General features: G+C 59.7%; 9 protein-coding genes. 7 read left to right on the forward strand and 2 right to left on the reverse strand.

What is annotated here, in order from left to right:
• Positions 1–614 precede the first annotated feature (614 nt).
• The gene (locus GSQ93_RS19015) at positions 615–1,688 is read right to left on the reverse strand and encodes an AI-2E family transporter (protein ID WP_158937196.1); all 1,074 of its coding nucleotides are present in this window, start codon (positions 1,686–1,688) and stop codon (positions 615–617) included.
• An 88-nt stretch (positions 1,689–1,776) separates the two neighbouring features.
• Positions 1,777–4,650: an excinuclease ABC subunit UvrA gene (gene uvrA, locus GSQ93_RS19020; protein ID WP_158937197.1), complete on the reverse strand. Its 2,874-nt coding sequence runs from the start codon at positions 4,648–4,650 to the stop codon at positions 1,777–1,779.
• 307 nt (positions 4,651–4,957) lie between these two features.
• Between uvrA and GSQ93_RS19025 the strand changes: the two genes are divergently transcribed.
• The 7 genes from GSQ93_RS19025 (at position 4,958) to GSQ93_RS19055 (ending at position 14,654) form a co-directional block, all read left to right on the forward strand.
• A complete protein-coding gene (locus GSQ93_RS19025; protein WP_158937198.1) occupies positions 4,958–6,160 on the forward strand; it encodes an MFS transporter in 1,203 nt (400 codons plus the stop codon).
• Positions 6,161–6,341: 181 nt separating this feature from the next.
• Positions 6,342–6,869, forward strand: coding sequence for a single-stranded DNA-binding protein (locus GSQ93_RS19030; RefSeq protein WP_158937199.1), 528 nt, complete (start codon positions 6,342–6,344; stop codon positions 6,867–6,869).
• A gap of 792 nt (positions 6,870–7,661) precedes the next feature.
• Positions 7,662–8,309, forward strand: coding sequence for a response regulator transcription factor (locus GSQ93_RS19035; RefSeq protein WP_158937200.1), 648 nt, complete (start codon positions 7,662–7,664; stop codon positions 8,307–8,309).
• A gap of 154 nt (positions 8,310–8,463) precedes the next feature.
• Positions 8,464–9,141 carry a response regulator transcription factor gene (locus GSQ93_RS19040; RefSeq protein WP_158937201.1) on the forward strand — a complete coding sequence of 226 codons (678 nt, stop codon included), beginning with the start codon at positions 8,464–8,466 and terminating at the stop codon, positions 9,139–9,141.
• Between the two features lie 94 nt (positions 9,142–9,235).
• Positions 9,236–9,880, forward strand: a complete 645-nt coding sequence (locus GSQ93_RS19045; protein ID WP_158937202.1) for a response regulator transcription factor — start codon at positions 9,236–9,238, stop codon at positions 9,878–9,880.
• 227 nt (positions 9,881–10,107) lie between these two features.
• The gene (locus tag GSQ93_RS19050; protein WP_158937203.1) at positions 10,108–10,866 is read left to right on the forward strand and encodes an aquaporin; all 759 of its coding nucleotides are present in this window, start codon (positions 10,108–10,110) and stop codon (positions 10,864–10,866) included.
• Between the two features lie 14 nt (positions 10,867–10,880).
• A complete protein-coding gene (locus GSQ93_RS19055) occupies positions 10,881–14,654 on the forward strand; it encodes an ATP-binding protein (RefSeq protein WP_254073934.1) in 3,774 nt (1,257 codons plus the stop codon).
• The last annotated feature ends 144 nt before the right edge of the window (positions 14,655–14,798 follow it).

Here is a 14,798-nt window from a genome sequence, read left to right on the forward strand (position 1 = left end):
ACCCTCCTTCTCGCGAATCCTGACATAGACACGCTTCGCCACTGGTGGTCTCGGGCAAGCACCCTTGCCAAGGATCCTGCCCACCCTCACGCGTATAGGCGGCTTCGTTTCTTGGTGGGTTAGCTGCTTGGTCAGCGTGATTGTCACCCCTATTTTCTTGGGTTATGGCCTCACGTATTTTTACGGCTTGATTGCTTAGTGGGTTGGCGACGTGGTTCGTCGTGCGTAATGATTTGGCTGCTGGTTTCCCGCGGATAGCGCGGGGTGAACCTTGGGCAGGTTCAGTCACTGGTGGCGAAGCGAGTCAGAACCCGTGTTCGGAGAAGGAGGGTTTCACACATCCTCCGCTCTGGCGAGCACCGTGCTTTTGGGGCACCCATGAATAGAAACTGCACGCTGTGGACACTTAGGGTAGTGCGGTTAAAGCGTTTTCTTTGCTTCGTTTCTTTGTCGCTTTGGACAAAGAAATGACGTGCCGCCACGCACAGTGGCTAACAGTGCTAAAGAGAAAATCCGACTCTCGCAGACCGCTAACAATGAAAGCAGCAACCCGGCATCAACCCCGACCGCCCGCCCCGAAACCAGAACCCCGTCCACCGGCGCGAGCACCCCCCTCAGACCAGCCTCAAATAAACCAGCTCGCGCTTGAGATACGCATAAAAAATCGGCGCAGCGATCACTCCTGGCAGTCCAAAAGCAGCTTCCATCGCGAGCATGGCCAGCAGCAATTCCCAGGCGCGCGCCTCGATCTGGCCGCCAATGATCCGCGCATTCAAGAAGTATTCGAGTTTATGAATGACGATCAGGAAGACCAGCGAAGCCACAGCAGTCCCGAACGACACCGACAATGAAATCCCCACAATAATCGCGTTCGAGACCAAGTTGCCAATCACCGGCAACAACCCGACGATAAACGTCACCATCACCAGCGTTTTCGATAGCGGCAGCCGCTCGTGAAACACCGGCAGCGCAACCAGCAAATACAACGCCGTGAACGTCGCGTTGATCGCGGAAATCTTGACCTGCGCGAAAACGATCCGCCGAAATGCTTCTGAGAACCGCGTCACGCGCGTCACAAGCGCAGTAGAAAGAGGCAAACGATGCGTCGTCCGCGGCACACCCACCGCGATAATCGCGCCCACGATCATGCCGATCAGCACATGCCCGAAACCGCGCGCCGCGTCTTTCCCGCCTTGCTGCAACATGGCGGCGTGCGTTTGCATCAGCTCGGTCGCCTTGTCCTTCATCTGCTCGGCATCGACAGGAAGGTAGTTCGCGATCCAGTCGGGCACCTGCAGGCGAGCATGCGACGTGAGCTTCATCAACTGATCGAGCAGCTTCTGGACGCTCGGAACATCACGCTGAAAATGATCGATGAGCAAGATCGTCCCGCCCGCCAGCCCGCCCACGATCACCACCGCCACAATCACGACCGCAACCCACCGCGCTCGCCCGCTCGTCATGGTCTTTTCAATCAGGGGCGCGATGGCGTGCACGAGTTGAAACACGAGCATCCCCGCCAGCAGCGCGCCGAGCAACTGCAAATGCAGCACGAGGAACATACCCGCGAACGCGGCGATATAGCTGCCAATCTCGACCGCCGACAACTTCGGCATGCTCATGTCGCTCGTCAGCCGGACGGGCCGGACAGCGGGCCTGGTTTCGGCCGCTTCGTTGCGCTTTGCCATGAATCCTTCTGTCTCCTGCCGCTAACGGGTTATCAACTGCCGCGGCCCGGACGGCGCGCGGCTCCTTGTTGCGGTGCGGGCTAATCTGTCATGCCGCCGATCTCGGCCTTTGCAGCAAAGGCGCAAGATATCGGCCCGTAAAACTGGCCTTCGTCTGTGCGACGTGCTCCGGCGTCCCCTGCGCAATGATCTGGCCGCCGCCGGCGCCGCCTTCCGGACCGAGGTCGATGACCCAATCCGCGGTTTTTATTACATCCAGATTATGCTCGATGATTACGACAGTATTACCTTGATCTCGTAGCCGGTGAATCACTTCGAGCAACAGGGCGATGTCGTGAAAGTGCAGGCCGGTGGTCGGTTCATCGAGAATGTATAGCGTCCGACCTGTATCGCGCTTGCTCAGTTCCAAAGAAAGCTTGACGCGCTGCGCTTCGCCGCCGGACAGCGTAGTCGCCGACTGACCGAGCCGGATATACCCGAGACCCACGTCGAGCAAGGTTTTCAGCTTGCGCGCGACAATTGGCACGGGCTTGAAGAACTCGTACGCGGCTTCCACCGTGAGGTCGAGCACCTCGTGGATATTCTTGCCCTTGTACTGGACATCGAGCGTTTCGCGGTTGTAGCGCTTACCGTGGCAGACGTCGCACGGCACGTAGACGTCGGGCAAAAAGTGCATTTCGACTTTGAGCACGCCGTCGCCCTGGCACGCTTCGCAGCGTCCGCCCTTCACGTTGAACGAGAAACGGCCGGGATCGTAGCCCCGTTCCTTCGATGCCGGCACGCCCGCGAACAACTCGCGGATCGGCGTGAAAAGACCGGTGTAAGTCGCGGGATTCGAGCGCGGCGTACGGCCGATCGGCGATTGATCGACGTTGATCACCTTGTCGAAGTGCTCCAGCCCTTCAATCGACTCGTAAGGCGCGGGTTCGGCGGACGAACCGTAGAGATGCTGGGAAACCGCGTGGTACAGGGTGTCGTTGATGAGCGTGGACTTGCCCGAGCCGGACACGCCCGTCACGCAAGTCAGCAATCCGACCGGCAGATCAAGCGACACGTGCTTCAGATTATTGCCGTAGGCCTCGATGATCCGCAGCCGCCGTTCGTCCGGCGCCGTGCGGTCGGTCGAATAGCTGATGCTGCGTTTGCCCGATAAGTACTGTCCTGTCATCGAATTCGGGTCGTTCTCGACGTGCTTCGCCGACCCTTGCGAGACAATCTCGCCGCCATGCACGCCCGCTCCCGGCCCCATGTCGACCACGTAGTCGGCCATACGGATCATGTCTTCATCGTGTTCGACCACGATCACTGAATTGCCGATGTCGCGCAAGTGCTTGAGCGTGGCGATGAGCCGGTCGTTGTCACGCTGATGCAAGCCGATGGACGGTTCGTCGAGCACGTACATCACGCCCGTCAAGCCGGACCCAATCTGCGATGCCAGCCGGATACGCTGCGCTTCGCCGCCGGAGAGCGTTTCGGCGCTGCGTTCCAGCGACAAATAATCCAGCCCGACGTTGTTCAGGAACGTGAGCCTCGCGACGATTTCCTTGATGACCCGATCGGCGATTTCGCCCTTCGAGCCATCCAGATGCAGCGTCTGAAAATAGCCGAGCGTCTCGCGCAGCGGCCAGCCGCTCACTTCGTAAATGGCGCGCGCGTTCTCGCCCGTGCCGAGCTTGACGTTGCGCGCCTCGGTCCGCAGCCGCGTGCCTTCGCACGCCGGGCAGGCCTGGTTGTTCTGATACTTCGCGAGTTCTTCGCGGACCGCCGCCGAATCCGTTTCCTTGTAACGGCGCTCCAGACTCGGGATGATCCCTTCGAACGCGTGCTCGCGGACCGTCGTCCGGCCGCGCTCATTGATGTACGAGAAAGGAATGACCTCTTTGCCTGAGCCGAACAGCAGGACCTTGCGGACGTCTTCGGGCAGATCCTCAAAGGCCCCGTCTATATCGAAGTCGAAAAACGACGCCAGGCTTTGCAGCATCTGGAAATAAAACTGATTGCGCCGGTCCCATCCTTTCACCGCGCCCGCCGCGAGCGAAAGCGACGGATGCGCGACCACCCGCTTCGGGTCGAAAAACGTGATCTGGCCGAGGCCGTCGCATTCAGGGCACGCGCCCATGGGATTGTTGAAGGAGAACAGGCGCGGCTCGAGTTCCTGCAGCGAATACGAGCAGATCGGGCAGGCGAATTTCGAGCTGTACAGATGCTCTTTCTCCGAATCCATTTCGAGCGCGATCGCTCGGCCATCGGCGAGACGCAGCGCTGTTTCGAAGGATTCCGCGAGCCGTTGCTTCATGTCCGGCCGCACTTTCAACCGGTCGATAACAACATCGATAGTGTGTTTGTCGTTCTTCTTCAGCTTGGGCAGGGACTCGATCTCGTAGATCTTCGCCACGCCTTCATTGGCCGTGCCCCCGCCCGAACGCACGCGAAACCGGATGAAACCCTGCGCCTGCATGGCTTCGAACAACTCGAGATGCTCGCCCTTGCGATCCGCCACCACGGGCGCGAGGATCATCAGCTTCGTTTCCTCGGGCATGGCGAGCGCGGCGTCGACCATTTGCGACACGCTTTGCGCTTCGAGCGGAATGTGGTGGTCCGGGCAGTGCGGCGTACCGACGCGGGCAAACAGCAAGCGCAAGTAGTCATGAATCTCGGTGACGGTGCCGACGGTCGAGCGCGGATTATGCGAAGTCGCCTTCTGCTCGATGGAAATTGCCGGCGACAATCCTTCGATCAGGTCGACGTCCGGTTTCTCCATCAACTGCAGGAATTGACGCGCGTAGGCCGACAAACTTTCGACGTAGCGGCGCTGGCCTTCGGCGTAGAGCGTGTCGAACGCGAGCGACGATTTCCCCGAACCCGACAAGCCCGTAATCACGATCAGCTTGTGACGCGGCAAGTCGAGATTGATGTTCTTAAGATTGTGGGTGCGAGCCCCACGAATACGAATTTCTTCCATGAACCGGGCGGAAAGTAAGGGGGCTAAACCTGCTACTATAACGACTTTTCGAGGGCGCGTTGCCCGCGCTCATCGGCGTCGATCAAGCGTGCGGCGGGGTTGCGAAGGGTGTTGGCGGATTGTTCACGCGGCGCTCGGGCAATATCCGCGCAAGTTTTGCGTGCCGCGCCGGCGAAGGTTTGAAGCAGGTCCAGACGCTCCAGCCACCCGTCTCATATAGTGCCGTTCCGGGCAACCACAAGGCGGCCGTGCCTGAGTTCCGCGTCCGCGCGCACGGCCAGACGCGTTTCCACATTACCTCGTCCCGATGTCCAATCCGTCTGTTACGTCCACACGTTTGAGCGCGCCCGAGTTGCGTGCGACCGTGTCGCTTGCCGCTATCTTTGCGCTGCGCATGCTCGGTCTCTTCATGATCATGCCGGTGTTTTCCATTTACGCGAAAACCATCCCCGGCGGCGACAACGTGCTGCTGGTCGGCATCGCGCTTGGCGCTTACGGGGTCACGCAGTCGCTGTTGTACATCTTTTATGGCTGGGTCTCGGACAAGCTCGGGCGCAAGCCAGTGATCGCGTTCGGGCTGATCGTGTTCGCCATCGGCAGTTTTGTGGCGGCAGTCGGCCATTCCATGACGTGGATCATCGTCGGTCGCGTGATCCAGGGCATGGGGGCGGTATCGTCGGCGGTGATTGCGTTTATCGCCGATCTGACCTCTGAGGAAAACCGCACGAAAGCCATGGCCATGGTGGGTGCGAGCATTGGCGTCTCGTTCGCTGTGGCCATTGTCGGCGCGCCGATCGTGTTCGAGTGGGTCGGCATGAGCGGATTGTTCACGCTGATCGGATTTTTATCGATACTCGCGGTCGGCGTTGTGATCTGGGTCGTCCCGGACGCGCCGAAGCCTCCCGTGCACGTCAAAGCGCCGTTTGCCGAAGTACTGCACAACGTGGAATTGCTGCGCCTGAACTTCGGTGTGCTCGTGTTGCACGCGACGCAAACCGCGCTGTTTCTCGTTGTGCCGCGCATTCTGGAAGCGGGCGGTTTGCCGGTCGCAGCCCACTGGAAAGTCTATTTGCCCGTGATGGGCCTGGCGTTCGTCATGATGGTCCCGGCCATTATTGCCGCGGAAAAACGCGGAAAAATGAAGGCCGTGATGGTCAGCGCCATAGGTCTTATCCTGATTGGCCAGTTGTTACTCGGCGCCGCTCCGCATACCCTGTGGTCAGTGGCCGCAGTTTTGTTCGTGTATTTCCTGGGCTTCAATGTGCTGGAAGCGTCGCAGCCGTCGCTTGTCTCCAAACTCGCGCCTGGCACGAGAAAAGGGGCGGCGGCAGGCGTCTACAACACAACGCAGTCGATCGGCCTCGCCATTGGCGGGGTGATCGGCGGCTGGCTGCTGAAAGTAGACGGGCAGAGCGCTGTATTTTTCGCGTGCTCGGGGTTGGTTTTTGCATGGCTGATCGTGGCGGCGAACATGAAACCGCCGCCGCAAAAAGTCCGGCGCACGGCTTAAGCCGTTGTCGTTTTTTGTCGGGCGTATTTTGCCGTATTGGCGAAATTTTGCCGCAGCGTGGCGCATGAGGCGTGTGCGGATTTTGCCGGTCGTGCTGAACAGGCCGACTGCCACCGCGTGTTGCGTTGCGAGCGCACTGCATCAGGTCAAATTGAATTGAATTGAATCAACAGGAGAAATCATGGCATCCGTCAATAAAGTCATTCTCGTCGGCAATCTGGGAGCCGATCCTGAAACCCGCTATCTGCCAAGCGGCGACGCCGTGGCCAACATCCGCCTTGCCACCACCGATCGCTTCAAGGACAAAACGTCCGGCGAGATGAAGGAGCTGACGGAATGGCATCGCGTGTCGTTTTTCGGGCGGCTGGCCGAGATCGTAAACGAGTATCTGAAGAAGGGCTCGTCGGTGTATATCGAGGGCCGGATCCGTACGCGCAAGTACACCGATCAAGCGGGCGTGGAAAAGTATGCGACTGAGATTGTCGCTGAACAAATGCAGATGCTGGGTGGACGCAGCGGTGCAGGCGGCGGTGGCGGTGATGAAGGCTACAGCCGTGCGCCTGCCGAGCGTAGCGGCGGCGGTGGTGCTAGCCGCGGCGGGGCAGCGGCAGGACGTCCTGCGGGCGGCGGTAACGCAGGCGGCGCAAGCCGTCCGAGCGCACCGGCAGGTGGTGGCTTTGACGAAATGGACGACGATATTCCGTTCTGATCTGAGTACCCGCAGTTTTCGCTGCGTTTGATTGAAAAGCCCGCCTCGAGCGGGCTTTTTGCATTGTGCGTATGCCCAGGTCACGATCAATCAGTCGCTGGCGTTCAGCGCATTTGAGCGGGACGGTGACGCTCGACCGATGGTGTCGGGAAATAAGCGTTGCAATCGCGCCACTTGCCAGCGACCAGCACGTGATGGCCGAAAAATATAAACACCGAGAAAAAATGTCCGATGTGTAACGCCGGACATATTTGCGCTCACCTCGCCTAGCGCCGAAGTAGATTCCAGATAGAGCGGCTTCCGGTCTATTCGTGACCACGATAAAAGACGAGCGGGCAGATGATCGTGCCATTGCGCGAAGAATCTCAGTAAAGCTCAATTTTCGTCCACCCCTCCGAGTGACCGGTACATATTGCTGCCTTTCGCGCGATCGTCGGTTGCGAATAGAGAAACGAGTTGGAGAATTATTCCTAAACCGAAAGGATTAGGATAATTCGTATAGGAGGGTCGGCTATTTGAAAATTACTCTGGCCCACGTTGAACCCCGCGATGCAGCATGTCGGCCACAAGCCGCCCATAGTAGGCAAAAAGCCCGGCAGATGAGCGCGCCGACCCGCGCCGCAATAAGACAAGTCTTGGAATGGACGCGCCCTCTACAGGAACATTGAGAGTGTTCCTATATAGAGCGGCTTATCGCCGTGTTCTTATGTGCAACCGCGCATTAGCAAATTGATCGTTGCCAATCGGTGCGGATTCAACCCGAAGTGCATACAAAAAAACTGAGAGGCCGCATTGAAACTGCGAATCGTTCTGGCCGACGATCATCCATTCGTTTTGCTCGGTATTCGAGCAACGTTCAGCACGGATGAAAATCTGGAAGTCGTGGCCGAGGCTGCGAGCGCAGCAGAGTTGCTGCGGCTGCTGGCGTACACCCCGTGCGACGTGCTGGTGACCGACTTCGCCATGCCAGAGCAAGGCTTGCAGGCGGAAGACGGCCTGCGGCTGATCAAGCGCTTGCGGCGAGACTGGCCGGCCATCAGCATCGTCGTGCTAACCAGCATGAGCAACGTCGCCATCCTGCGCTCAATCCTGGCCGCTGGCGCAATGAGCTTGCTCAACAAGGTCGAATCCATGGACGAGCTTGCGGCAGCAGTCAAGTTTGCGGGCGTTGGACGTCGTTACCTGAGCACGTCGATCGTCTCGGCGCTGGCCGTGGCCGGAGCAGAAACCGACGCGCTAGGAGAGAGCCCGCGCCTTTCGCCGCGGGAGATCGAAGTCGTGCGGATGTTCGCAAGCGGTTTGTCGATCACCGAGATCGCGCGTTTCATGAAACGCGATGTCCGCACGATCAGCCGTCAGAAGCGTGACGCCATGGGCAAGCTCGGCGTCCAGAACGATCCGGGACTATTCGCGTTTGCACGCGCGCACGGGATGACGTGATGTTGCAGATTGCGAAAGGCTTTCGGAGGCATCTTATGTTGATGACGGCGCGGATCAACGATCCTTCAGCGGGCCGTGCAAGCACCGGAAAATTGAAACCCGCCGCGAGCGGACGCATCACCTGGGCGAATTTCAGGTTAGAAGAGGTTAGTAAATGATTGCGTTCACTCAACGAATCAAATTAGCGGTAGCGGACGATCATCCATTAGTTGTTCTTGCCATCGAGCGCCTGATTGCAAATGTGCAGAACATTGAAATTGTGTGCCGCGCGCAGGATTCAACCGGGCTGGTAAAAGCACTCGAGAAGCAGGAATGTGACGTCGTCATCATGGATTTTTACATGCCGGGTGGGGAGCATGGCGATGGTATCGACTTGATCAAATACATCGTCGAACATCATTCGAAAGCGGCAATTGTCGTTTTATCCATGACAACGGATGCGGACCTGATCGCGCGTGCGCTCGATGCCGGCGCCAACGCGGTGGTCAGCAAGCAGGACCGGTTGGAACTTATCTATGTGGCGATCGTGACCGTGCTCGCGCACGAGGATTATCTTGGCCCGTCCGTGCGCGCACTGCTCGCGGACGCGAGTTCGGCAAACCAGGTAGATCTCATTCGACAGAAACTCACGCGCCGTGAACTCGACGTCATTGCCCGCTATGCGCGCGGTGGCAACGTCACCGAAATCGCGCGCGAACTCGGACGCAGCGTCAAGACAATCAGCGCGCAAAAATGCGCCGCCATGCGCAAGCTCGATTTATCGACGGATGCCGAGCTTTACCGGTTTGCATTCGACAGTGGTCTGGTCCAGGCACAACGGCTGGGGGTTTAGCCAGCGGCGTTGCAAGCCGTCGTTATACAAGTAGGACTTGTACACATCAGGTCCAGGAGACACGTGGGCCATCACGTACCAGGCGTATAAGAAAATGGATTCGAAAATCCGGATTATCGTGGCAGACGATCATGCGGTCGTGCGGGAGGGGATCCGCATCTGGCTTGAACGGGACCCGCGAGTAAAGGTAGTGGCTACGGCTGTAGATACCGAATCGCTCGCAGACCGGATAGACCGTTTTCCGTGCGAGGTGGTGATATCCGACATCGGCATGCGGGGCATCAACGGCGAAAACAACGCCATAGCGTATCTGCGATGTTTCCTGAGGCAAGTACAGCGGCCGAAGGTGATCACTGTGACCATGATCGCGCAGCCGCAAATGCTGACAGGGTTGCTGGAGTTGGGCGTGGACGGCCTGGTCGACAAGCGCGATTGCATGGAAGCGCTGAACCAGGCGGTTATCGAGGTGATCGATGGCGGACGTTTCGTCTCGAAGCGCGCGGGCGCGCTCCTCGGCAACGAACTCGTCAATGTCACCGGTCGCGCCGGCGTACTGAGCGCCCGCGAATGGGAGGTTTTTCAGTTGTATGCGAGCGGCTTGTCGCTGATCAGCATTGCGCAACGTCTGGAGCGCAGCGTGAAAACCATTGGTACGCAAAGGCGCAGCGCGATGCGTAAGCTTGGGCTGAAAACTGAGACTGAACTGATCGACTACTTGAGGCAAGTTGGCCTCGCATAATGCCGAACCAAGTCGACATTCTCTTTGCAACGTGCGCCACCAGAACTGCATTGACAACGAACAGACCTCATTGTTTCTCAGAAATGTTTAGGAATGCTCTGATTAAATCGATGCGCCTTTCGCTCCAGACTTGAACGCTTTACTTCGCCAACACGCGTGACCCCGCCAATCTTTTCTGTGCGGTCGGGCGTGTGTCGGCCGAGGGCGTATTCAGACGGGGTGACGGCATGTTCAAGAAACTGATAGGCGAGTGCGTGGGAAGCTTTTCGCTTGTCTTCTTCGGCTGCGGCAGCACCGCATTAGCGAGTGGCTACTTTCGCCCCGACATGGGACTCGTCTGCCAGGCAATGGCCTTCGGTCTTGCGGCAACCACGCTTGTCTACGTCCTACGTCCCCTTTGCGCCGCTCATTTCAATCCTGCGGTGACCGTCGGATTCGCCATTGCCAACCGTTTTCCCGTGCGCGACCTGGTCCCGACCATCACCGCGCAGGTTGCGGGCGCGACCGTCGGCGGGTGGCTCTTATATATCGTCGCGAGCGGACGCACGGGCGTCTCGCCTGATCTCATCGCGTTCGGCGCGAATGGCTACGGCGCTCATTCGCCCGCCGGGTATCAGTTGCACGCCGCGCTGATCGTCGAAGCGCTGATGACCTTCGCGTTTGTCCTCGTGACGCTTTCGGTCGCGTCCGGCAGGCAAGCGCGCTTCAACGGCGCCGTGCTGATCGGGCTGTCGCTGACGTTGTGTTCCTTGCTCGCCATTCCGGTGACAAATGGGTCTTTGAACCCGGCTCGTTCCACTGGGGCCGCGCTCGTGGCGGGCGGGTGGGCGCTGGACCAGCTCTGGCTGTTTTGGGCGGCGCCCCTTGCGGGCGGCGTGCTGGCAGGCCTTGTCTATCCCATGCTTCAGCGCAGCGCAACGAGTAAGAGCGAGCGGCTGACACAGGTTGGCCGTATCGACGGCGTGCTCGACAAGCAGTTGTCTTAACGAGCGCGCACATCATGTCCTCTTCCTCCATCCTCCGTCTGGTTCGCCTGATGACGCTGTTCGTGCTCGTGTGGGCAGCATCGAGCGTTTCAGCCGAGCCTTTGCGTGCTGAACACGTGAAGCAAACTACGCAAGACTATTCGACGCTGACCCGCGACGAATCCCAAGCTCCCCGCTTGGAACCCACACCCGGAAGCACCGGTGCCGAACCGTCGCGGACGCTAAGCCTGAGCGTCGACGAACGCGCCTATTTGCGCTCGCTGCCGCCCCTTACGCTGGGCGTCGATGCCAGTTGGGCGCCGTTCACCTATGTGGATTCCAGCGGCGAGTCGAGAGGCATCGCAATGGCCTACGCAACCTATTTGTCGAAGGCGCTGGCTATCGATTTCGACCGGCGCGTGTATCCGGGCTGGGCCGATGTATTGAACGCCTTTGCTCGCGGGCAGATCGACATGCTCGCAACCACCGAGCGCGAGACGCCGCGTCTTGCCGGCGCAATCTCGACCGGAGCGCTGGCGGATTATCCGCTGGTCATAGTCGGGCGGCCCAATGAACCGGTGATAAACGGAATCGAGCATGCGTCATCGCGGCGGATTGTCGTGACGGCGCGTCTGGCGGCTAGCGGGCGGCTCGGCAATGTGCCGTCGGGCGCGGCGCTGATCATCGCGCCCAACGTGAATGCCGCACTTGACCGCGTGGCCCGGGGCGAGGCGGATCTGTTCGTCGGCGATCTCGTGGCTGTCGATATCGCGCTCGCGGCGCGTTACGAGGACGAACTGAAGATCATCGGACCGGCGGGTAACTTCGAGCATATGAGCTTCGCGCTGCGTCCGGAATTCAGCCGGCTCGTGCCACTGATCGACCGAGCGTTGAGCGCCATGCCCGACGCCGACAAACAGCGCATCCCCGCCGTCCGCCAGGCAGCGCTCGACCCGCCGGCAAGCGGTTGGAGCGTCAGCGCCATGCGGCTACTGCCGGCGCTGATTGCTATTGGCGTGGTGCTGGCGGTCACGTTGCGTGCGTTCGTCCTCCTCCAGCGCGAAATGGCCAGGCGCGTGGAAACCGAGCAACGCCTCGCGACGCAACTCAGTTTCCAGCAGACCATGATGGAAGTGGTGCCGTATCCGCTCGTCGCAAAGGATCGGGAGAATCGTTATATAGCGGTGAATCGCGCGTTCGAAAAGACGCTCGGGCTGAAGCGCGAGGACATCATCGGACGCACGACGCTCGAGGTTCAATCGTGGGGACCCGATAACAGCCAGCGCCTGCATGATCTCGTGGGCATGAGTATCGCGAGCGGGCGGCGCGAAGAGGTCGAAATCAACTTTCACAATCTCGATGGCGCGCCGCGTCACGGGCTCTTCTGGACCGGGGCGTTTACGGCCGCGAATGGGGCGATGGCCGGTGTCGTTGGCACGATGATCGACATTACCGACATCCGCGACGCTGAAATGCGCGCGCGCGAAAACGAACGCCGCCTGCACGACGTGACACGCTCGCTGCCCGCTGTTGTGTTTCAGTTGCGGCGCGCGAGGGATGGGTCGTACAGCTTCCCGTATATCGGCGGCGATACACGTCATTTATTCGGCACCGATCTCGCGGCGCTCGGCAATGACCAGGTGGCGGGTTTATCGCTGATTCACGCCGACGACAAGCGCGGTGTGCGCGAGGCGATCGAACGTTCGGCGCTCACGCTCGATCCGGTTCACACGGAGTTTCGCTCGATCGTCGACGAAGGCCGTCGCTGGGTTCGTGCGGATCTCGTGGCGCATCGCGAGGCGGATGGCGCGGTGGTCTGGAATGGCTATTGGGTCGACGCGAGTGTCGAGCGCGCGCGGGCCGACGAACTCGCCGCGGCGCGCGATGCTGCCGAAGCGGCCTCCCGCGCCAAGGATGATTTTCTCGCAATGATGAGCCATGAAATCCGTACGCCCATGAACGGCGTGCTCGGCTTGGTGGAAGTATTCGAGAACACGCCACTCAATCCTGATCAATCGCAGATGCTCGGCATGATCCAGGATTCGGCGAGCGCACTGCTGCAAATTCTCGACGATCTGCTCGATTATTCGAAGATCGAGGCGGGGCGTCTCACCATTGAATCGATGCCGATCGACCTGCGTGAACTGGTCGATAACGCCATCGGTCTGCTCGCGGGACGTGCGCACGAAAAAGGATTGCGAGTGCGGGTGGACGTATCGCCTGATATTGCCGCGAGTTTGCGCGGTGACAGCGTTCGACTGCGGCAGGTACTTTTCAATCTGATAAGCAATGCCATCAAGTTCACGATGAAAGGCGAGGTCGCGCTCACGGTGAATCTGGTCGGCAGCGCGCACGGCGTGCAAACCGTCGAACTGAGTGTGGAAGACACGGGAATCGGGATTGCGGCGGACGCGCAGGCGAGTCTGTTCGAGCCGTTCGTGCAGGCGGAATCGTCTACTACCCGCCGCTTCGGCGGCACGGGTCTCGGATTGACGATCTGTCACAAGCTGGTCGAACTGATGGGCGGAACGCTGGAGCTGCAAAGTCAGGTGGGTGTGGGCACGCGCATGATCGTGCGGCTCGACATGCCGGTCGAGACGACGAACTATCAAATCGATGGCTTGCGGGGCAAGAGCGGAATTATCGCTATCGACGATCAGCGTGTGGCGCGTGCGCTTGTTGACTATGGTCAGGCGCTCGGCCTCAAACTGGCAATCCGGTCCAGCGACGACGCCGCGTTGCGCGATCCGCATACCTTCGATGACATCGATCTCGTGTTTCTCAGCGACACCCATCCGCAAGCACTGCCGCTGAAAACGCGCGTAATTCACGTCACGGAGAAACCGAAGCCGACGGGTTATCGCATTCTCGACAACGACATTCGCGTAAGCGTTAATCCAATCTCGTGGCGCGGTTTGGGCGCTGCATGCGTGGCCGCGTTGACGGGGTTGCCGCAGCTTGTCTCGCGTGCGACGCGCGGTATCGATACGAACAACGAACCGCCCGATCGTGAGCGCGCAATCCGCATGGGGCGGCTTGTGCTCGTCGCGGAAGATCATCCTGTCAATCAGGAACTGATTCGCCATCAACTGGCGCTGCTGGGTTTTGCGTGCGACGTGGTGCCGGACGGCGTGGAAGCGCTCGCGGCACTGAAGCAGACGCACTACGGCTTTCTCATTACCGACTGCCACATGCCGAACATGACCGGTTATGAATTGGCGCGGCGCGTGCGGGCCAGTGAACTCGGGTTGTCGAAGCGATTGCCAATCCTCGGCATTACCGCGAGCACCGCGCCCGAGGAGTTGTCCATGTGCCGCGAGGCTGGCATGGACGACTGCTTTGTCAAACCCACGCGACTCGCCACGTTGCGCGACCATTTGAACCGGTGGCGTGTAATGGACAGTACACCGGCGGCGCTGGAACCGGTGGTTGTCGCGGAACAGGATGTTGAGACCGTCGACGTAGAAACCGATGAAGTCGATCTGGACTACATGACGCAACTCTGGGGCAGCGAGACCACGGTCAAGGCGTTGCTCGACGCATTCGTGTCGTCGTTCCGCGATGATCTCGACACGCTCAGAGCTCTTCTCGATGGCGGCAGCGTCACGCAGTTGCGCGAGTGGCACCATCGGGTAATTGGCGCGGCTAGCGTGTTGCAGTACCGGCCGTTGCAGATTGCGCTCGACAGGTTCCGGCGTGATCTTGTCGACAAGCCGGAAGCACTTCGACGCGAAGATGGTGCCGTGCTGATCGCTCGCTGCGAGGCTCTGCTTGAGCGTATAGAAGCGCAATGCGCGGAGATGGCGTGATGTATGCGGAGCGGGGCGCGGGTCTGTTCATGCCATTGCGCTTGCCGTTCGGATAAACGCATGACGATCCAACGCTGAAGTTTCAATCAGGCGTTGCAAACAAAATGGGCCGATTCCAACACATGTTGGCATCGGCCCATTTTG

It is taken from the genome of Burkholderia sp. S171 (genome assembly GCF_009766085.1).
GTDB lineage: Bacteria > Pseudomonadota > Gammaproteobacteria > Burkholderiales > Burkholderiaceae > Caballeronia.

Excerpts from the sequence above, each read along its gene's own strand:
- GSQ93_RS19040 (WP_158937201.1), top strand. The coding sequence starts at position 8,464 with ATGATTGCGTTCACTCAACGAATCAAATTAGCGGTAGCGGACGATCAT.
- GSQ93_RS19050 (WP_158937203.1), top strand. The coding sequence starts at position 10,108 with ATGTTCAAGAAACTGATAGGCGAGTGCGTGGGAAGCTTTTCGCTTGTC.
- GSQ93_RS19025 (WP_158937198.1), top strand. The coding sequence starts at position 4,958 with ATGTCCAATCCGTCTGTTACGTCCACACGTTTGAGCGCGCCCGAGTTG.
- GSQ93_RS19055 (WP_254073934.1), top strand. The coding sequence starts at position 10,881 with ATGTCCTCTTCCTCCATCCTCCGTCTGGTTCGCCTGATGACGCTGTTC.
- GSQ93_RS19030 (WP_158937199.1), top strand. The coding sequence starts at position 6,342 with ATGGCATCCGTCAATAAAGTCATTCTCGTCGGCAATCTGGGAGCCGAT.
- GSQ93_RS19015 (WP_158937196.1), bottom strand. The coding sequence starts at position 1,688 with ATGGCAAAGCGCAACGAAGCGGCCGAAACCAGGCCCGCTGTCCGGCCC.
- GSQ93_RS19045 (WP_158937202.1), top strand. The coding sequence starts at position 9,236 with ATGGATTCGAAAATCCGGATTATCGTGGCAGACGATCATGCGGTCGTG.
- uvrA (WP_158937197.1), bottom strand. The coding sequence starts at position 4,650 with ATGGAAGAAATTCGTATTCGTGGGGCTCGCACCCACAATCTTAAGAAC.